Below are 18709 nucleotides of genomic sequence, written 5' to 3' on the forward strand. Positions count from 1 at the left end.
CGGTAGCCGCAGCCGACCCTGCTTCCTCGGTAGGGTGAGAGCGAGCACGCCGAACGAGACCCGCACCACCCCGGGAGGACGACGCGCCGTGACCACCAGCCCCCTCCGGATCGGGCACCTCGTCGACTCGCTGGACCCGCGCGGGGTCGCCGCCGCCCTCCCCGACCTGGCCACCGCCGGCCCCGACGCCGGGTTCGAGATCGTCGTCGTCGCGCTGGCCCGGACCGCCGATCCCACGGTCGAGCGGGCGCTGGACCGGGCCGGGTCGGCGTCGATCGAGCTGAACCTGGCCCCGTGGGACCCGCGCGGGGTGCTGCAGGTCGTCGCGGCGTTCCGCGAGCACGGCGTGCAGCTCGTGCACACCCACGGCGCCCGCGCCGACGTCGTCGGGTCGGCCGCCGCGCGGCGGCTGCGGGTCCCGGCCGTCTCGACGCTGCACCACATCCACGACGAGCCCGCCGACCGCGCCGACCACCTGCGGCGGACGGCGAAGACGCTGGCCCGCAAGCGGTTCATGACGCGCACGATCGCGACGTCGCTGCTGCAACGGGACTGGTACCGCCGAGTCGCCGGGTCGATGTCCGGGCTGTCGGTGATCCCCGACGGTGCGCTCGACCCAGGGGCGAGCACCCCGGAGGACGCGGCCCGGCTGCGTCGCTCGCTGGGCGTCGGCGACGACGAGGTGGTCGCCGTGTCGCTCGCGCCGATGCGCCGCGGTCAGGGCCAGGACATGCTGCTCGACGCCCTCGCCGAGCTCCCAGCCGAGGAGCCGGTGACCGTCGTGCTCGGCGGGGACGGCCCGCTGCGGCCGTGGCTGGAGTCGCGGGTGGCCGCCGACCCGGCGCTGGCCGGGCGGATCGCGTTCCGCCGCACCACCGACCCGATCGAGCTGCTCAAGGGCGCCGACCTGCAGCTGCACACCACCCGGCACGACACGATGCCCCGCGTGCTGGTCCTCGGGCAGGCCACCGGCACCCCGGCCGTCGCGACCCGGGTGGGCGGCATCCCGGAGATCGTCACCCGCGACACCGGTGCACTCGTGCCGGTATCGGCGACGCGGATCGCCGAGGAGGTCGTCCGGATGGTCCGGCGCCCGGAACTGCGCACGACCCGCGGTGCCGCCGCCCGGGAGCGCTTCCTGCAGCGCTTCTCCGCGACGCACTGGGCCGACCAGCTCGACGAGATCTACCGCAGCGCCCTCGGCCTCGCCGGCTCCACCGCACCCGCCGACCTCGACACCCCGGAGCCGGCCGGGCGCTCCTGAGCGCCCCTGCGCCCGCCCCGAACGGCGGCACGTGCACCGGTCCGCTACTCCGATTGCACCAACCGCTCACCGTGGGCCCACCTGGGCACGGGATCCGAACGGGCCAGGGTGTCCACCGTTCGGCGGTAGATATGTGCGTGGATCGCGCCACAGCCACCGCTCGTCGCACGGACGGCGGGTCCGCTGCACCGGCGCATCACGGACCGGTTACGTTGCTCTCGCTGGTCGGCACACGTCGGCTGGTGCGCCCGGTCGGTCGTTCGCTCCCCGCCGCCGACACTCCCCCTGGCGCCCACCCAGCTGGTGGCGGGGACGGGTACGTCGGCTCCCCCGCCGATGGCGTACCCGCCGGACGACGAGGACCCCCGAATGACCTCTGCACTGACTCACCCCGGCGAGACCCTCGAGACCACCGGGACCGACGCGCTCCCCCGCCGTCGCCGCGACCGCGACGCCTCCGCCGGCATCTCCGCGAGCGAGCTGCTCGCCCGCTACTCCGACGCCGGCTTCACCGCCCCGGCCACCGGCGGCCACCGTGCCGCCCACACCGCCGACCACACCGCCGACGCGTTCGGCCCGGCCGTCGAGCAGCTCCCCACCGAGCACGTCCCCGCCGAGCAGTTCGCCGCCGGGCACGGCGCCTCCGTGCCGGACGCCGGCGACACCGTCGTCACCCGCGACGCCCCGGCCGGCCTGACCTCCTCCACCCCGGTCGGCCTGATTCGCGGCCGTGGCGGCGACACCGGATCCTGGGGCCGCAACCCCCGCGCCGTCGCCGCGACGATGTCCGCGACGCTGGTCGGTGCCACCGCCGTCATGGGCGTGGTGACCACGCTCGGCGGCCAGGACGCCCCCGAGGACACCGAGCAGTCCATCGGCCTCGCCGGTGCCTCCTCGGAGAACACCATGCGGCTCTCGACCCCGGCCGCCGGCGCCCAGGGCGGCACCAGCCAGACCGCGACGTCGATGACCCAGGGCTTCCAGAACGTCTCCGCGGCCGTGCCGCAGGCGTTCCAGCAGGCCGATGCCGCCCGGATCACCGCCGTGGCCAAGCAGCAGGCCGCCAAGCAGGCCGCCGCCCAGCACGAGGCCCGGCAGAAGGCGGCCGCCGCCGCGGCGAAGGCCACCGCCGTCCGCTCGGCGGCGACCACCACCCCGAGCACCGGCCGCGACTCCGACGACGACGGCCCCGGCTCGGACACCGGTCAGGGCGCCGGCGATGACTCCGGCTCCGGTTCGGACTCCGGCTCCGGCTCCGGTTCGGACTCCGGTTCGGGCTCCGGCTCCGGCTCCGGCTCCGGCTCCGGGGACTCCAGCAGCAGCGACACGAAGTCCGACGCCCCGGCCGGTTCGTCGATCGGCACGCAGGCGCTGTCCGCGGCGGAGACCAAGCTGGGCAAGCCCTACGTCTGGGGCGCCACCGGCCCGAACTCCTTCGACTGCTCCGGCCTGATGAAGTGGGCCTTCGAGCAGGTCGGCAAGGACCTGCCCCGCAGCTCCTCGGCCCAGTCCCAGATGGACGGCCAGGACGTCTCCGAGGACGAGCTGCAGCCCGGCGACGTCGTGTTCTTCTACTCCCCGGTCAGCCACGTGGGTATCTACGCCGGCAACGGCAAGGTGCTGCACGCCTCCCAGGAGGGCGAGCCGGTGAAGTACTCGCAGGTCAGCGCGATGCCGTTCCACAACGCGCTCCGGCTCTCCTGAGCCACACACCCGAGAAACGTACGAGGCCGGTACCCCTGGGGAGGGGATACCGGCCTCGTCGCTGTTGTGGGGGCTGTTGCGTGGTTACAGCGAGCGCAGCCGCTCCGCCGCCGCCTCCGGCGACACGTCGGAGATGAACGCACCCGCCCCGGTCTCCGATCCCGCCAGGTACTTGATCTTCCCGGGGGCCCGGCGGATCGAGTGCAGGCGCAGGTGCAGCCGGGCATCGGACCGGCCGTCGGCCTCCCGCACGGGGGCCTGCTGCCAGGCCGCCACGTAGGGCAGCTCCTCGCCGTAGAGCGCGTCGAGGCGGCGCAGCAGGTCCAGGTAGAGCGGCCCGAATGCGTCCCGCTGTGCGGGGTCGAGCGCGGGCAGGTCCGGGGTCGGGGTGTTCGGGTACAGGTGCACCTCGACCGGCCAGCGCGCCGCCTCCGGAACGAACGCCGTCCAGTGCTCGTTCGCGACGACGACCCGCTCCCCGGCCCGCTCGGCGGCCAGCCGGACGTCGAACAGGTTCTCCCCGGTCTCGGCGCGGTACGCGGCGACGTTCGCCAGCATCCGCTGCGGGAACGGAGGCACGTAGGGGTAGGCGTAGATCTGGCCGTGCGGGTGCCCGAGCGTGACGCCGATGTCGGCGCCGCGGTTCTCGAACGGGAACACGTAGCGCACGCCCGGCCGGGCGCCCAGCTCGGCGGTGCGCTCGGCCCAGGCGTCGAGCACCAGCCGGACACGCTGCGGGGTGAGCCCGGCGAACGGGGTGTCGTGGTCGTCGGTGAAGCACACGACCTCGCAGCGGCCGGCGGCCGCGACCGGGGCGTCCCCGGTGACCTCCGGCGGCGGTGAGCCGGCCGGGGCACCGAACGAGGGAAAGCGGTTCTCGAACGCGACGACGTCGTAGGACGGGGCCGGTACCTCGGTGAGCCGGTCACCGCGGGTCGGGCACAGCGGGCACCGGTCGGTCGGTGGCTTGTAGGTCCGGTTCTGCCGGTGCGCCGCGATCGTCACCCACTCCCCCATCAGCGCGTCGTAGCGCAGCTGCGAGGCCGGGACGACCGGCGGCAGGTCGCGGTGGTCGACGAGCGTCGCGGGGTCACGCGGCGGGGTCCCCGGCTCGTCGAACCAGAGGATCTCCCGGCCGTCGGCCAGGTGGGTGCTGAGCGTGCGCACCGTGTCGGTCACCGTCTCCACTGTTCCGTTCCCATGTGCCGTTCCCGTCCTCCTAGGTGCCGGGCCGCGCGAGGATCACGCGCCCGACCTCGCTCTCCAGCACCGCGCGGCCGTCCTCGGGCAGGCCGTCGTCGGTGACCAGCACGTCGGCCTCGCCGAGCTCGGCGATCGTCGAGATGCCGACGCCGCCCCACTTGGTGTGGTCGGCGACGACGACGAGCGACTGCCCCGCGTCGACCAGCGCCCGGTCGGTGTCGCGCTCGGTGAGGTTCGGCGTCGAGTAGCCCGCCGCCGCGCTCATCCCGTGGACGCCCAGGAAGACGATCTCCAGGTTCACCGAGCGCAACGAGCCCACCGCGACCGGCCCGACCAGCGCCTCCGACGGCGTCCGCACGCCACCGGTGAGGATCACCGTGCTCCCCCGGGCCTCGGCGCCGCCGCTGTAGAGCGCGTCCGCCACGACCAGCGAGTTCGTCACCACCGTCAGCCGCGGCACCCGTGCCAGCAGCGATGCCAGCCGCCACGTCGTCGACCCGGCCGACAGCCCGATCGCCGCGCCCGGCTCGACGAGCCGGGCGGCCTCGGCCGCGATCGCCTCCTTCTCCCGGCGCTCGCGGTCGGCCTTGGCGGCGAACTCGGGTTCGTCGGTGCCGTGCCCGGCCGGTTCGCCGAGCCGTTCCGATCCCAGCTCCCCGACCGCCGTCGCCCCGCCGTGGACCTTGTCCACCAGCCGCCGGCGGGCCAGGACGTCCAGGTCCCGGCGCACCGTCATCTCCGAGACCGACAGGTGCTCGGCCAGCTCGGAGACCCGTACGGCGCCGCGTTCGCGCACCTGCTCGACGATCAGCTCGCGGCGCTGCTCACCCAGCAGGCTCATGTCGGGCCCGGTCCGGGCCGGGCCGCCTCGTCGCGGCCCCGGTTCTCACTCACCCGAACATAGTGCAACAAAACCGCACGTACGGCAATACGCCTGTGCTCGGACGATCACGTAGCGCCGATGGTTCCGGAATCCGCATCACTGTCCGGTCTCGGATTCGAGCGAACGTGTTCACTTCTGTCCGACTGCGAGTTACATTGTGCGGCGTTCGCGGCTCCTGTGGTACGTCGCACAGCTTCGCCGCGAACCCGCACAGAACGACTCAACGTCGAGGAGCGTCCACGACCATGTTTCACGGCGACACCCCCGCCCACCGGCGGGCCCTGACGCGGGAGGCCGGGGCATGACCGCGGACATCCTCCGTCTGCACCCGAACTGGGTCGACTACCTGCTGGTGGTCTTCTACTTCGTGCTGGTGCTCGGCATCGGCTACGCGGCCCGCCGTTCGGTCTCGTCCAGCCTGGACTTCCTGCTGTCCGGCCGGTCGATGCCGGCCTGGATCACCGGCCTGGCGTTCATCTCGGCCAACCTCGGTGCGCTCGAGCTGATCGGCATGGTCGCCAACGGCGCCCAGTTCGGCATCCCGACGGTGCACTACTACTGGCTCGGCGCCATCCCCGCGATGGTCTTCCTCGGCCTGGTCATGATGCCGTTCTACTACGGCTCCAAGGCCCGCTCGGTGCCGGAGTTCCTGCTCAAGCGGTTCAACCGCACCACCCAGCGCGTGCAGGCGGTGATCTTCGCCGTCGCCTCGATCCTGATCGCGGGCGTCAACCTGTTCTCGCTCGGCCTGGTGCTCGAGGCGCTGCTGGGCTGGCCGCTGATCGTCGCGATCCCGGTCGCCGCGGTCGTCGTGCTCTGCTACATCTCCCTCGGCGGGCTCTCGGCCGCGATCTACACCGAGGTCCTGCAGTTCTTCGTGATCCTCGCGCTGCTCATCCCGCTGACCCTCGCGGGCCTCAACCGCGTCGGCGGCTGGGACGGCCTGAAGGAGAAGGTCACCGCGGGCCCCAGCGGCGGCGCGGACCTCTCGGCCTGGCCGGGCACCCCGCTGACCGAGATCGCGAACCCGTTCCTGTCGGTGCTGGGCATCGTGTTCGGGCTGGGCTTCGTGCTCTCCTTCGGCTACTGGACGACCAACTTCGCCGAGGTGCAGCGCGCACTGTCGGCCAAGTCGATGTCCGCCGCGCGGCGCACCCCGATCATCGGTGCGTTCCCGAAGGCGCTGGTCGTGCTGGTCATCGTGACCCCGGGCATGCTCGCGGCGATCATCGTGCCGCAGATCAGCCAGGTGAAGGCCAACGGCGGCGACGCCGTCGACGGCATCACCTACAACAACGCGCTGTCGCTGCTGATGAAGGAGGTCCTGCCGAACGGCATCCTGGGCGTCGCGATCGCCGGCCTGCTGGCCGCGTTCATGGCGGGCATGGCGGCGAACATCAGCTCGTTCAACACGGTGTTCACCTACGACATCTGGCAGGACTGGGCGCGCCCGGGCCGCGACGACCGCTACTACCTGCAGGTCGGCCGGATCGTGACGATCGTGGGCTGTGTCCTGGCCATCGGGACGGCGTTCATCGCGTCGGGCTCGGAGAACCTGATGGACTACATCCAGTCCCTGTTCTCCTTCTTCAACGCCCCGCTGTTCGCGATCTTCATCCTGGGCCTGTTCTGGAAGAAGATGTCCGGGCCGTCGGCCTGGATCGGCCTGCTGTCCGGCACCACCGCCGCGGTGATCGTCGACGTGCTGGTGCGCACCGAGGTCATCGCGGTGTCGAGCCAGGCGGGCAGCTTCCTCGGCGCGATCGCGGCGTTCGTCGTCGGTGTCGCCGTGGCCGGGGCGGTCTCGCTGGTCACCGCGCCGAAGCCGGAGAACGAGCTGGTCGGGCTGGTGTGGAGCCTCACGCCGAAGGAGCAGCGCGCGCACTCCAGCGAGGGCGAGGACGCCGGCTGGTACCGCTCGCCGACCGTGCTCGGCGTCGGCGTCCTGGCGCTGACCGTCATCATGTACATCGTCGCGGGCTGAGAGGGAGGACGACATGTCGAGGATCGACGACACCGCCGAGCCCCGGAGCGGCGCGGACGCGCCCGTCTCCGCGACCGCGGCGAACCTGTTCGACCTGCGCTCGGTGATCGCGCTGCTGTTCGGTGTCTACGGCATCGTGCTGCTGATCATGGGGATCGTGTCGGGGAACGACCCGGAGAATCTCGCGAAGACCGGCGGTTCGAACCTGAACCTCGAGACCGGCATCGCCATGCTCGTGGTGGGCGTGCTGTTCGTCCTGTGGGTGCGGCTGCGACCGCTGAAGGTGCCCGCGGCCCCGGCGGAGACGCCGGAGGACTGAGAGAGACGGCAAGGGCGGGTCCGGGCGGCTCTGCCCGGACGTGCACTCCCCCTGCGAACGGCCGGCCGGCGGTACGGGGCCTCGTGCCCCGTACCGTCAGCGGTCGTCGCGGGCCGGCGTCGGGTAGACCGGGTTGAACGCCTCGAGGGTGAAGGTGTCGATCCGGCGGACGAGGCCGGCGACACCGGAACGCAGGGTGCGGAGGGTGTCGGTCATGGGGTGGTCCCTTCTCGTGGTCGTCGTACCGCTCCAGTGTCTTCTGAATCGGTTCCGAACCGCAGCCGATCGCGACCCGCGTCACGCTGTGACCTGCGGAACCACGCACCGGGGCGCCGCATGCGGGTGATCGCCCGCGACGGCGAGCACGAGACCGAGGTCTCCCGGTCGCGGTTCGTCTGCACCGTCGCCCGGGTGCGCAGCACCGACGCCGCGGCCGCCGTGGTCGACCGGGTCCGCCGCGCAGGCCCCGACGCCACGCACCACTGCACCGCACTGCGGATCGGTGACCCCGGCACCGGCGACGTGACCGCCCGCAGCAACGACGACGGCGAGCCGTCGGGCACCGCGGGCGTGCCGATGCTCGAGGTGCTCACCCGCCGCGAGCTGACCGACGTCGTCGCGGTCGTCAGCCGGTGGTTCGGCGGCACCAAGCTCGGCGCGGGCGGCCTGGTCCGCGCCTACTCCGGAGCGCTGGCCGCCACCCTCGACGAGGTCGGCACGCTGCGCCGGGTCCGGCACCGGGAGCTGCTGCTGGCCCTGCCGCACGACCGCGCCGGCCGGCTCGAGCACGAGCTGCGGGCCTCGCCGTACCGGCTGCGCGACGTCAGCCACGGCGCGGACGTCACGTTCACCGTCGCCGTCACCGACGTCGACGCCTTCACCGCCTGGCTCGCCGAGCACACCGGCGGCGGCATCGAGGCCGTCGACGCCGGGCCGCGCGACCTCTATCTCCCGTGACAGCGCTCCTACGCTGAGGCGGTGCTGATCACCGACGCCCGCGAGGACGACTGGCCCGCCATCTGGGCGATCCTGCGCGAGGTCTTCGCCGAGGGCCGCACCTACGCCGTCCCCACCGACGTCGACGAGCAGGACGCCAGGGCGATGTGGATGCCCGGCCCGCCGGTCCGGACCGTCGTGGCCCGCGACGGCACCCACGGCACCGTGGTCGGCACCGCCGAGTTCGGCCCGAACCGTCCCGGGCCCGGCGCACACGTCGCGAACGCGAGCTTCGCCGTCGACCCGGCCCGCGCCGGCCGCGGCACCGGCCGCGCACTCGGTGAGCACGTCCTGGCCGCCGCGGCCGCCGAGGGCTACGCGGCCATGCAGTTCAACGCCGTCGTCGAGTCCAACACCCGGGCGGTGGCGCTGTGGCACTCGCTCGGGTTCACCACGGTCGGGATCGTCCCGGACGCCTTCCGGCTCCCCGACGGCTCCACCACCGGGCTGCACGTGATGCACCGCCGGCTCACACCTGCTGGCATCTCCTAGTTAGCCCTTCCTACACTCCGGGTTCGGAAGCCCTCAGGAGGTCGGGTGCAGCAGGCAGTCACGGTCGAGTCTCTGCGCGACAGCGGCTGGCGCGGGCGCCTCGCCGTGCTCGGCCCGGCGTTCGTCGCCGCGGTCGCCTACGTCGACCCGGGCAACTTCGCGACGAACTTCTCCGCCGGTGCCGGCTACGGCTACCTGCTGGTCTGGGTGATCGTGCTGGCCAACCTGATGGCCATGCTCATCCAGTCGCTCTCGGCGAAGCTGGGCCTGGCGACCGGGTCGAACCTGCCCGAGCTGTGCCGTGAGCACATGCCGCGGTGGGGCACCCGGTTCATGTGGGCGCAGGCCGAGCTCGTGGCGATCGCGACCGACCTGGCCGAGGTGATCGGCGGCGCGGTCGCCCTGCACCTGCTGTTCGGGATCCCGCTGTTCACCGGCGGGGTGGTCACCGGGGTGCTGGCGTTCGTACTGCTGGGGCTGCAGTCGCGGGGGCACCGGCCGTTCGAGCGGGCGATCGTGTTCCTGCTGCTGGTCATCCTGGTCGGGCTGGTCTCGACGGTGTTCCGCGTCCCGGTCGACGGCGGCGCCCTCGCCGCCGGGCTGGTCCCCGCCTTCGACGGGCTCGACTCGGTCGTGCTGGCCACCGGCATCCTCGGCGCCACCGTCATGCCGCACGTGATCTACCTGCACTCCGCGCTCACGCAGCGCCGCGTCGTCGCCCGCACCCCGGCCGACACCCGGTTCCTGCTGCGGGCCGGGCAGTTCGACATCGTCGCGGGGATGGGCGTCGCCGGGCTGGTGAACCTGGCGATGCTGGTGATCGCCGCGGCGCTGTTCGCCGGGACCGGGATCGCCGACACCGACTCCCTGGAGGGGATCTTCGCCGCACTGGGCACCCGGCTCGACTCCGTGGCCGCGTACGGCTTCGCGATCGCGCTCCTGGCCTCGGGGTTCGCGTCGTCCGGGGTGGGGACCTACGCCGGCCAGGTGATCATGGCGGGCTTCCTGCGGCGCCGGATCCCGCTGGTGCTGCGGCGCGCGCTGACCCTGCTGCCGGCACTCGTCGTCCTCGGGGTGGGGATGGATCCGACCCGGGCGCTGGTGCTGTCCCAGGTGGTGCTGTCCTTCGGCATCCCGTTCGCGCTGGCGCCGTTGGTGTGGCTGACCGCCCGCCGCGACGTCATGGGCGAGCTGGTGAACCACCGGGTCACCACCGCGACGGCGGTCCTGGTGACCGCGGTGGTGATCGCGCTCAACGGGGTGCTGATCTGGCAGACCCTCACCGGCTCCGGCTGAGCGGCTCAGCGTGCCGCGGCCTGCGCGGGTGCGGTGCTGCGGTTCCACGCGTCGGGCACCGGGTTCTCCCAGTCCGCCAGCAGCGTCCGCAGCGCCGCGACCAGCGCCAGCGGCTGGTCGATCATCACGTGGTGCCCGGCGCCGGGCAGCTCGACGACCGGGGCGGGCCGCCCCATCCGGTCGACGACCATCTCCCCCATGTCTGCGGGTACCAGCCCGTGCTCGGCGCGGAACAGGGCGACCCGGCAGCCGGGGCGGCCCAGCTCGCCGGGGGTGAGCCCGATGCCGCCGAAGATCTGCGGGTCGAACTTCCAGGTCCAGCCGCCGTCGACGGCGCGGATGCTGTGCTCGGCGATGTGGGCGTGCACCCAGGGCAGGTCGCCGTCCTGCTCGGGGATGGTGCGGAACCGGGCGAGCAGCGCGTCGCGGTCGGGGTGCACGCGGGCCGGGCCGAACGCGCGCCGCGACCGGGCGGCCCGCTCCTCCGGTGAGCGGTCCTTCACCGGGGAGTCGACGGCGACCGCCCCGGCCAGCTCCTCGCCGTAGGTCAGGGCGGCGGTGAGCGTGACGAACCCGCCCATGCTGTGCCCGATCAGCGTGGGCCGCTCCCCCACCCCGGACGCGGCGACCACCGCGCGCAGCTCGGCGGCCCAGCGGTGCAGGTCGTAGGCCGGTGCCCGGCCGGAGTCTCCGTGCCCGGACAGGTCGAGCGCGACGACGCGGCGCCTGCCCTCGACCAGCAGCGGCGCGACGTGGTCCCACCAGCGGCTGTGCGCGGCACCGCCGTGCACGAGGACGACACCCGGGGCGCCCGGCTCGCCCCAGGTCCGGTACCGGATCGGGACGCCACCGGCCCCGGTCTCACCCGTCCCGGCCGGGACGGCGAGGGCCTCGGTGAACCACGCCGGTGCAGTCACGGCACCGAACCTACCCCGCGCTCACCCGACCGGGGCGGGCCCGACGGCGTGCGGGTGCTCACCGCCCGCCGCCCACATCGGGCCGACGCGCCCGGCCACCCGGGCCGCGACGACCCGCATGCCCGGTGAGCGCGCGGCGATCCCGGCCAGGGCGTAGAGCAGCTCGCCGTCGGTGCCCAGGTGCAGGTCGAGGACGCCGTGGGCGCGGGCGAGCTCGCGTACCGCCGTCCCGGGCGCGGTACGGCAGCGGGCCGAGGTGCGGGCCAGCGCGACCACGATCCGCGGGTCGGCGGCGGGCAGCAGGCCGCGCCCGAGCAGCGCGGCCGCTCCGGCGAGCGGCCCGAGGTCGGCGGGCACGACCGGGACCAGGCACAGGTCCGGGCAGGGGCCGGGCGGGTAGCCGGGCCGGTCCTGGGCGTCCTGCACGGCGGCGTCGAGCCGGTGCCAGGCGCGGCGGGCGTCGGTGGCGGGGAGCCCGGCGTCGCAGGCCTCGGCGAGCAGCACCGCGACCCGGTCCGCCGCGACCCGCCAGCCGTCCCGGTCGCGCGGGACGGCCCGGATCACCGTCGGTGTCACCGCTGCGCCCATGGCCGCGACGGTAGCGCCGCCGTCGTGCCCGGTCAGGGGGATGCGGGCCGATTTCGTCAAGTTTCGCCCGCCCGTGCCTACGATGATCATGTGGTCGATGACGTGACGGTACGGACGGGCGACGGCCTGTCGCTGGCGGTGCAGGTGCGCGGGGAGGGCCCGACCGTCGTGGCGGTGCACGGCTATCCCGACGACCACCACGTGTGGGACGGGGTGGCCGACGCGCTGGTCGGGTCCGGGCACCGCGTCGTCACCTACGACGTGCGCGGCGCCGGTGCCTCCGGCGTGCCCGGCGACCGCGCCGGCTACGACCTGGAGCTGCTGGCCGCGGACCTGCGGGCGGTGTGCGACGCGGTCTCCCCCGCCGAGCCGGTGCACCTGCTCGCGCACGACTGGGGCGCGATCCAGACCTGGCACGCCGTGACCGGGGACGCGCTCACCGGCCGGGTCGCGTCGTTCACCTCGATCTCCGGTCCGTGCCTGGACCACGTGGCCCGGTTCCTCGGCCGCCGGGCCCGCCGCGACCTGCCCGCGGTGGCCCGGCAGATGCTGCACTCCTGGTACACGGTGTTCTTCCGGATCCCGGTGCTGCCGGAGCTGCTGATCCGCTCCGGGCTGCTCGGCCGGATCGTGGCCCGCTCGGAGCGGATCGCCCCGCCGGACCCCGCCGACGCGGTGCACGGCCTGGAGCTCTACCGCCGCAACCTGCCCCGCCGCCTGGGGAACCCGCAGATCCGGCGCACCGACCTGCCGGTGCAGATCCTGTGCCCGCGCCGGGACGCCTACGTCGGCACCGACATGGCGGTCTCCGCGGCGCCGTTCGCCCCGGACCTGCGGGTCCGGCACCTGCCCGGCGGGCACTGGGTGGTCCGCCACCGCCCCGACGAGGTCGCCGGCCCGGTCGCCGAGCTGGTCGCCGAGACGACCGGCGACACCGTCGCGCCGGGGCTGGAGCGCGCCCGGACCCTGGGGTCCGCGCTGGTCGCGACCGGTGGCCGCGCCCTCGGCCGATGACGCTCAGTTCATGATCGCGAGCGTGTTCGGGACCAGCCGGTAGGCGTCGCCCGCGGGCCGGTTCACTACCTTGCCCCGGTACACCAGCATCGACGACCCGCCGCCGTCGAGGTTGACGCCGTCGACGGCCCCGGCGCGGCGCAACAGGTCCGCGGTCTCGGCCAGGGTGACGCCGACGCTGGTGGTCTCCCGGCCGTCCGCGGTGACCAGGACCAGCCTGCCGTCGCGGGTGATGCCGGCGGCGCTGCGCGGGGCGCGGGCCCGGGTGTCGAGCCCGGGCACCGGACGGCCACCGCGCAGGATCGGGCTCCCGCCGACGGCGGTGCGCGGCGAGGCGCCGGACCTCGCGACGAGCCGGTGGTGCAGCACCACGGAGTCACCGACCCGCAGCCTGCGCAGCTGCCACGCGCCCTCGTCGCGGCCGACGAGGATCTTCTGCCCCGGCCCGATCGGCCCGGCCCCGGGCTCGCGGACCGCGGTGACCCGGGCCCCGTCGACGACGACCTCGGTGCGGTCCGGCGGGCAGGGCGCGTTCCGGTCGGTGTTCGTGCCGCACAGCGTCGCGTTGCGGTCCCGGTCGCCCCAGGCCGGCGTCAGGATCCCGATGCCGCCCTCCGGGACGGCGTAGGCGTTGAGGGTGCGGATCGGGAAGCTGCCGCGCGGCCCGCGTACCTCCCCGGCCAGGGTGAGCCGGTCCAGCCGCGCCCGGCCCGCCTTGTCGATCACCAGCGCGTCGCCCTCCTGGTCCCCGGGGACCCCCGGGGCCAGCCGCCGCCCGGCCGGGACCGGCGAGGTCAGTGCGACCCCGCCCTGCACCGACGGCCCGGACGGGGCGTTGCTGCGGCCGAAGTCGAAGAAGTCGCCGTTGATCGCGGCGACCGCCCCGGCGGCGCGGGCGCGCTCCTGCGGGGTGGCCCGCTGCCCCACGGTGCGGCCGGTGAGCAGGGTCGCGCGCACCCGTCGCAGGTCGGCGACGACGACGTCGCTGGTCACCGGTCCCTTGGGCGTCGTCATCCGCTGTTCGCGGTGGACGACCGCGGGCGCCGTCCCGGCGGCGGCCGTGCTGGAGGTCGCGAGCAGGTCCCGGGTGACCGACCACTGCTGGTCCGGGGCGAGCGGGCCCGCGGGGGTGAGTGCGGCGAGCGCGACGGACACGAGCAGCACCATCAGCGGCTTGCTCTTGTCCGGGCCCTGCGGGACACCGTTCTCGTCGCGTTCCATCTCGCTGTCTCCAACGGCCCGCCGGAGTCGTGGAGACGATCACGACCGGGGCGTGGCTCGTGTGGGTGAACGTGTGGGTGGATCAGTGACTGCGGTACCCGGCTCCCGGGTGGTCCTTGCCGAGGCGGGCGCCGTCGCCGGTGCCGTAGCGCTCGCGCAGCGTCGGCCCGCCGGCGTCGGGCGCGGCGGGGACCCGGCCGCGGCGGCGCAGCTCCGGCACGACGTGGGTGACGACGTCGCGCATGGTGCCGGGGGTGACGGCGTAGGCGAGGTTGAAGCCGTCGAGGTCGGCCTCGTCGGCCCAGCGCTCCAGCTCGTCGGCGACGGTCGCGCCGGACCCGACGACGACCGGCCCGCGCCCGCCGACGGTGATGAACTCGGCCAGCTCCTGCACCGTCCAGTCCCGGTCGGGCCCGGTGAACGCGGCCAGGGCCGAGCGCGTCGACTCGGTCTGCACGTACTCCAGCTTCTGTCCCGGGTCGGCCCCGGCGAGGTCCACGCCCGACCAGCCGCCGAACAGCGCCAGCGCCGCCTCCGGGTCGGTGAGCTGCAGGTACTCGGCCAGGGTGGCGTGCGCGGCCTCGTCGGTCTCCCCGGCGATCGCGGTGAGCATCGCGAACACCTTCACCGAGCGCGGGTCGCGCCCGGCCTGCTCCGCCTCGCCGCGGATCGCATCCACCGAGCGCCGGACGACCGCCGGTGAGGGTCCGGACACGAACACGGCCTCGGCGTGGGTGCCGGCGAAGCGGGCGCCGCGCGGCGACGCCCCGGCCTGGAAGATCACCGGGGTGCGCTGCGGGGACGGCTCGGTCAGGAACGCGCCGGGCACGTCGAACCACTGGCCGTGATGGCCGATGTCGTGCACCTTCGCCGGGTCGGTGAACACGCCGCGCGCGGCGTCGCGGACGACGGCGTCGTCCTCCCAGGACCCTTCCCACAGCTTGTAGCAGACCTTCAGGAACTCCTCGGCGAGCTCGTAGCGCTCGTCGTGCGGGATCTGCCCGGAACGCCCGAGGTTGCGGGCCGCGGAGTCCAGGTAGGAGGTCACGACGTTCCAGGCGACCCGGCCGCGGGTGAGGTGGTCCAGCGTGGCGAACCGTCGGGCCAGGGCGTACGGGTGCTCGTAGGCGACCGAGACGGTCACACCGAAACCGAGCCGGGAGGTCACCGCGGCCATCGCCGGGACCAGCAGCAGCGGGTCGGCCAGCGGGACCTGGGCCGCGGCGCGGACGGCGGCGTCGCGGGATCCGCCGTAGACGTCGTAGACGCCGAGGACGTCGGCGAGGAACAGCGCGTCGAACCCGCCGTCCTCCAGCATCCGGGCGAGCTCGGTCCAGTGCTCCAGGTCGGTGTAGCGGTACCCCTCGTCCGACGGGTGGCGCCACAGCCCGGCGGACTGGTGCCCGACGCAGGCCATGTCGAACGCGTTGAGCAGGATCCGGCGGGTCATGCGGGGGTGTTCTCCTTCGTCGGGAGGGTGATGCGGTCGTCGCGCAGGCCGGTGCGCAGCGTCTCCGGGGACAGCACGGTGGCGAGGATGCAGATCGCGAACAGCACCGCGAACCAGCCCCAGATCAGCCAGGGGCGGCCGCCGCCTGCGTAGAGCAGCGCGGTGGAGATCAGCGGTGTGGTCCCGCCGATCACCGACCCGATCTGGTAGCCGAGCGAGGCGCCGCTGTAGCGGACCCGGGTGTCGAACAGCTCGCCGTACCAGGCGGCCTGCGGGCCGTACATCGCGTCGTGGAACAGGTTCACCAGCACGACCATCCCGACGACGACCAGCGCGGTGGACCCGGTGTCGAGCAGCAGGAAGAACACCGCGAGGAACAGCGGCGCCCCGATCGCGCCGACCAGGTACACCGGTTTGCGGCCGACCCGGTCGGACAGGATCGCCCACAGCGGCGTCGACACCAGCCCGATCGCCGACGCGACGATCACCGCGGTGAGCCCGGCGCCCGCGGCCGCGGAGGTGGTCTGCGCCAGGTAGGTCAGCGCGAACGTCGTCGCGAGGATGTAGACCGAGTTCTGCGCGATCCGGCTGCCGATGGTCAGCAGCACGGTGCGCCAGTCGGTGCGCAGGACCTCCAGCACCGGCATCCGGGCCAGGGTCCCGGCGTCGCGGGCGGCGGTGAACACGGCCGGGTCGGCCAGGGTCAGCCGGATCGCCAGCCCGACACCGACGAGCAGCAGGCTGAGCAGGAACGGGATCCGCCAGCCCCAGGCCAGGAACGCGTCCTTCCCGACGACGCCGAGCACCCCGGCGTAGACACCGGAGGCGAGCAGCATCCCGGCCGACGAGCCGATCTGCGGGAAGCTGCCGAAGAACCCGCGGCGCCGCTCGTGGCCGTCGCCGGTGGAGTGCTCGACGGCCATCAGCATCGCGCCGGCCCACTCGGCGCCGACCGCGAGGCCCTGCACCAGGCGCAGGACGACGAGCAGCACCGGGGCGAGCAGCCCGGCCGTCGGGTAGGTGGGCAGCAGCCCGATCAGCGTGGTCGCGGCGCCCATGAGCAGCAGCGACGCGACCAGCACCGACCGTCGTCCGACGCGGTCGCCGAGGTGCCCGGCGACGACGGCGCCGACCGGGCGGGCGCCGAACCCGGCGGCATAGGTGGCGAACGAGGCCAGCAGCCCGGCCGCCGGGTCGACGCCGGTGAAGAACAGCGGGGCGAACACCAGCGCGGACGCGGTGGCGTAGAGGTAGAAGTCGTACCACTCGATGGTGGTGCCGACGAGGCTCGCGACGGCGGCGCGGCGCGGCGTGGGGTGCGGGGTGGGACGGGACACGGGTGACCTGCCGGAGGTGGAGGTGAGCAGATGCGGGGAGCGTGCTCAGCGACAGGCGTGCGAGGACAGCCGGCCGTGGTCGAGCCACCGGCGGCGGGTCAGCGCGGTGCCCTCCATCCGCTCAGACGATCAGACCGTGCTGTCCCGATGCAACGGAAGGTGACGGGGTCCCCTCTCGTGCCGTGGTCCCCTCGCTCTGGAGCCCCGAGCCCGGGAGCCCCGCGCGCCTGGAGCCCCGAGGGGCACCCTCGTTCCCGTCGGTGGTGACGAGGGTGCCCCTCGGGGCATCGGCCCCGGGCGCGCTCAGCGGGCGCGGATCCGGGCGTGCAGCGCCGCCCAGTGCCCGGCGTCGAGATCGCGGGGCAACGCGCGCGGCCCGATCGCGTGCTCGGCGGCCCACGCGCGGGCGAGCCGGTGCCCGAAGCGGCGCCCGACGACGTCGACGACCCCGCGGCCGCGCCCGGTGAACACCGCGTCGACCGTGCGCTGGTAGGCCCGCGGCGGGCCGTCGACCAGCGGGACGGGCCGCCGGGTGATCTCCAGGACCCCGCCGTCGACGGCCGGGACGGGGCGGAACGCGGTGGCAGGAACCCGCATGACCAGCCGGAACGCGAACCACGGCCACCAGCGGGCGGTGAGCGCGCTCGTCGGTCCGACCGCGGCGCGTTTGCGGGCGACCTCCCACTGCAGGAGCAGCAGCGCGTGCCCCCAGCGCGGGGCGGCGAGCAGCCGGCGCAGCAGCGGGGTGGTCAACGCGTACGGCACGTTGGAGACGACGTCCTGGTGCCGGTCGAGACGGGCCTCGAGCAGGTCGCCGTGCCGCACGGTGACGGTGCCGCCGAGACGGCGCCGCAGCCGCCGGACCCGGTGGAGGTCCAGCTCGACGGCGGTCAGTGGTCGCCCGAGCCCGGCCAGCGGGACGGTCAGGGCACCGTCACCGGCGCCGAGCTCCAGCAGCGGCGACGGCGGCCACCCGGTGACGACGGCGGTCAGCGCCGCCGGGACCGAGGGGTCGGTGAGGAAGTTCTGGCCGTGCTCGTGACGGCCGAGGGGACGTGGGCGTGACAAGGAGGGCTCCCGAGTCCGGCAGGGGTACATGGACCTGCGGGACGGCGGCGCCGAGAGAGGAATGCGAGGGTGACGCCGCCGTCAGGCGACGCGCAGCCGTATCGAGGCGAACATGGCCGGGAGGCTAGGCGGGGACTACCCCGGAGGCACCCGGTTTTCCGCGCCCCCGGTGCGGCCGGGAGCGGCACCACTCACGGGGCGCCGGTGTTCCAGCGGCGGGTGGTGACGGTGACGCCGCCGTCGGTGCGGCCTCCGGCGATCCGGGCGGCCCGGATGCAGGCGTGCGTCCACATGTTGAGCTGCACCTCCTTCGCCACCCGCAGCCGGTTGTAGAGCACGTGGGAGAACCGGTCCCCGGGCCGTGCCCAGGACTCGATCTCGAAACGCAGCCGGTGCGGCAGCTCGTCGTCGCGCCGGACGCGGAACTCGATCCGCCCGGCCTCGAGGTGCCCGCGCAGGGTGACGAAGGAGAAGCTCGCCGGGCCGGTGGCGCAGACCCGGACCGGGCCGTCCCAGGGGCCGGGCATGCGGATCAGGAACTCGTCGCCGACGTTCATCGCGCCGGGGGTGCCGCGGGTGCGGCGGAACACGGCGAACTCCGGCGACCAGCGGTTGGGGTCGGCGACGATGCGGCGCATCAGCTCCTCCGGTGTCAGGGCGCTGCCCTTGATCCGGGCGGAGTAGGTGCGGTGCAGCAGAGTGCCGTAGCCGTCGGACGGGGCCTGGACGTCGGCGTCGTCGATCCCGGCCGGGGTGCGCGGTGGCTCGTCGGAGGCGTCCCCGGCGACGTCGCTGCGGTGGATCGCGGTCGCCCGCCAGAAGTAGCGCCACGACACCAGCACCACTGCCGGCGGCCAGCGCAGCAGCGCCGCCACCCGTTGCGACCGGCGGTCACCGGTCACCGGTGTGTCGGCTCGTCCCATGCTGCGAGTCCAGCACGGGTGTACCGGCCCCGCGAGCGGGGAACCTGGCG

Annotated in this window: 17 protein-coding genes; 8 read left to right on the plus strand and 9 right to left on the minus strand. The window is 74.2% G+C overall.

Annotated features, from left to right (window positions below; translation table 11 throughout):
* Window positions 1-88 precede the first annotated feature (88 nt).
* Both ACLE50_RS07530 and ACLE50_RS07535 read left to right on the plus strand, forming a co-directional pair.
* Window positions 89-1264 carry a glycosyltransferase family 4 protein gene (locus ACLE50_RS07530; RefSeq protein WP_410942678.1) on the plus strand — a complete coding sequence of 392 codons (1176 nt, stop codon included), beginning with the start codon at window positions 89-91 and terminating at the stop codon, window positions 1262-1264.
* 369 nt (window positions 1265-1633) lie between these two features.
* Window positions 1634-2968, plus strand: coding sequence for a C40 family peptidase (locus ACLE50_RS07535; protein ID WP_410942679.1), 1335 nt, complete (start codon window positions 1634-1636; stop codon window positions 2966-2968).
* Window positions 2969-3052: 84 nt separating this feature from the next.
* Here ACLE50_RS07535 and galT read toward each other — a convergent pair whose 3' ends face one another.
* Both galT and ACLE50_RS07545 read right to left on the minus strand, forming a co-directional pair.
* A complete protein-coding gene (gene galT, locus ACLE50_RS07540) occupies window positions 3053-4135 on the minus strand; it encodes a galactose-1-phosphate uridylyltransferase (RefSeq protein ID WP_410942860.1) in 1083 nt (360 codons plus the stop codon).
* Between the two features lie 52 nt (window positions 4136-4187).
* Window positions 4188-5012 (minus strand): DeoR/GlpR family DNA-binding transcription regulator, encoded by an 825-nt coding sequence (locus ACLE50_RS07545; protein ID WP_410942680.1) that lies wholly within the window; start codon window positions 5010-5012, stop codon window positions 4188-4190.
* 343 nt (window positions 5013-5355) lie between these two features.
* Between ACLE50_RS07545 and ACLE50_RS07550 the strand changes: the two genes are divergently transcribed.
* The 5 genes from ACLE50_RS07550 to ACLE50_RS07570 all read left to right on the plus strand — a co-directional run bounded on the left by ACLE50_RS07550 (window position 5356) and on the right by ACLE50_RS07570 (window position 10141).
* On the plus strand, window positions 5356-7038 hold the full coding sequence (locus ACLE50_RS07550) for a sodium:solute symporter family protein (protein WP_410942681.1): 1683 nt from the start codon (window positions 5356-5358) through the stop codon (window positions 7036-7038).
* A 13-nt stretch (window positions 7039-7051) separates the two neighbouring features.
* Window positions 7052-7357 (plus strand): hypothetical protein, encoded by a 306-nt coding sequence (locus ACLE50_RS07555; protein ID WP_410942682.1) that lies wholly within the window; start codon window positions 7052-7054, stop codon window positions 7355-7357.
* Between the two features lie 336 nt (window positions 7358-7693).
* On the plus strand, window positions 7694-8314 hold the full coding sequence (locus tag ACLE50_RS07560) for an IMPACT family protein (RefSeq protein ID WP_410942683.1): 621 nt from the start codon (window positions 7694-7696) through the stop codon (window positions 8312-8314).
* 21 nt (window positions 8315-8335) lie between these two features.
* Window positions 8336-8845 (plus strand): GNAT family N-acetyltransferase, encoded by a 510-nt coding sequence (locus ACLE50_RS07565; protein WP_410942684.1) that lies wholly within the window; start codon window positions 8336-8338, stop codon window positions 8843-8845.
* A gap of 45 nt (window positions 8846-8890) precedes the next feature.
* Window positions 8891-10141, plus strand: coding sequence for an Nramp family divalent metal transporter (locus ACLE50_RS07570; RefSeq protein WP_410942685.1), 1251 nt, complete (start codon window positions 8891-8893; stop codon window positions 10139-10141).
* 5 nt (window positions 10142-10146) lie between these two features.
* Here ACLE50_RS07570 and ACLE50_RS07575 read toward each other — a convergent pair whose 3' ends face one another.
* The gene (locus ACLE50_RS07575; protein ID WP_410942686.1) at window positions 10147-11058 is read right to left on the minus strand and encodes an alpha/beta fold hydrolase; all 912 of its coding nucleotides are present in this window, start codon (window positions 11056-11058) and stop codon (window positions 10147-10149) included.
* Window positions 11059-11079: 21 nt separating this feature from the next.
* A complete protein-coding gene (locus ACLE50_RS07580) occupies window positions 11080-11646 on the minus strand; it encodes a hypothetical protein (protein WP_410942687.1) in 567 nt (188 codons plus the stop codon).
* A gap of 102 nt (window positions 11647-11748) precedes the next feature.
* Between ACLE50_RS07580 and ACLE50_RS07585 the strand changes: the two genes are divergently transcribed.
* On the plus strand, window positions 11749-12660 hold the full coding sequence (locus ACLE50_RS07585) for an alpha/beta fold hydrolase (RefSeq protein WP_410942688.1): 912 nt from the start codon (window positions 11749-11751) through the stop codon (window positions 12658-12660).
* Between the two features lie 3 nt (window positions 12661-12663).
* Here ACLE50_RS07585 and ACLE50_RS07590 read toward each other — a convergent pair whose 3' ends face one another.
* The 5 genes from ACLE50_RS07590 to ACLE50_RS07610 all read right to left on the minus strand — a co-directional run bounded on the left by ACLE50_RS07590 (window position 12664) and on the right by ACLE50_RS07610 (window position 18659).
* Window positions 12664-13881 (minus strand): phosphodiester glycosidase family protein, encoded by a 1218-nt coding sequence (locus ACLE50_RS07590; RefSeq protein ID WP_410942689.1) that lies wholly within the window; start codon window positions 13879-13881, stop codon window positions 12664-12666.
* An 82-nt stretch (window positions 13882-13963) separates the two neighbouring features.
* Window positions 13964-15331, minus strand: a complete 1368-nt coding sequence (locus ACLE50_RS07595) for an LLM class flavin-dependent oxidoreductase (protein WP_410942690.1) — start codon at window positions 15329-15331, stop codon at window positions 13964-13966.
* Window positions 15328-16668 carry an MFS transporter gene (locus ACLE50_RS07600; RefSeq protein ID WP_410942691.1) on the minus strand — a complete coding sequence of 447 codons (1341 nt, stop codon included), beginning with the start codon at window positions 16666-16668 and terminating at the stop codon, window positions 15328-15330. The genes ACLE50_RS07595 and ACLE50_RS07600 overlap by 4 nt, the downstream gene beginning before the upstream one ends.
* Before the next feature lie 303 nt (window positions 16669-16971).
* The gene (locus ACLE50_RS07605) at window positions 16972-17736 is read right to left on the minus strand and encodes a ribosomal RNA small subunit methyltransferase A (RefSeq protein ID WP_410942692.1); all 765 of its coding nucleotides are present in this window, start codon (window positions 17734-17736) and stop codon (window positions 16972-16974) included.
* Window positions 17737-17927: 191 nt separating this feature from the next.
* Entirely contained in the window at window positions 17928-18659 is a 732-nt protein-coding gene (locus ACLE50_RS07610; RefSeq protein WP_410942693.1) for a DUF1990 family protein, read from the minus strand.
* Between the last annotated feature and the right edge of the window lie 50 nt (window positions 18660-18709).

This window comes from Pseudonocardia phyllosphaerae (assembly GCF_046546475.1).
Taxonomy (GTDB): Bacteria; Actinomycetota; Actinomycetes; order Mycobacteriales; family Pseudonocardiaceae; genus Pseudonocardia; species Pseudonocardia phyllosphaerae.

Excerpts from the sequence above, each read along its gene's own strand:
- ACLE50_RS07535 (WP_410942679.1), top strand. The coding sequence starts at position 1,634 with ATGACCTCTGCACTGACTCACCCCGGCGAGACCCTCGAGACCACCGGG.
- ACLE50_RS07610 (WP_410942693.1), bottom strand. The coding sequence starts at position 18,659 with ATGGGACGAGCCGACACACCGGTGACCGGTGACCGCCGGTCGCAACGG.
- ACLE50_RS07595 (WP_410942690.1), bottom strand. The coding sequence starts at position 15,331 with ATGACCCGCCGGATCCTGCTCAACGCGTTCGACATGGCCTGCGTCGGG.
- ACLE50_RS07545 (WP_410942680.1), bottom strand. The coding sequence starts at position 5,012 with ATGAGCCTGCTGGGTGAGCAGCGCCGCGAGCTGATCGTCGAGCAGGTG.
- ACLE50_RS07550 (WP_410942681.1), top strand. The coding sequence starts at position 5,356 with ATGACCGCGGACATCCTCCGTCTGCACCCGAACTGGGTCGACTACCTG.
- ACLE50_RS07580 (WP_410942687.1), bottom strand. The coding sequence starts at position 11,646 with ATGGGCGCAGCGGTGACACCGACGGTGATCCGGGCCGTCCCGCGCGAC.
- ACLE50_RS07555 (WP_410942682.1), top strand. The coding sequence starts at position 7,052 with ATGTCGAGGATCGACGACACCGCCGAGCCCCGGAGCGGCGCGGACGCG.
- ACLE50_RS07590 (WP_410942689.1), bottom strand. The coding sequence starts at position 13,881 with ATGGAACGCGACGAGAACGGTGTCCCGCAGGGCCCGGACAAGAGCAAG.
- ACLE50_RS07560 (WP_410942683.1), top strand. The coding sequence starts at position 7,694 with ATGCGGGTGATCGCCCGCGACGGCGAGCACGAGACCGAGGTCTCCCGG.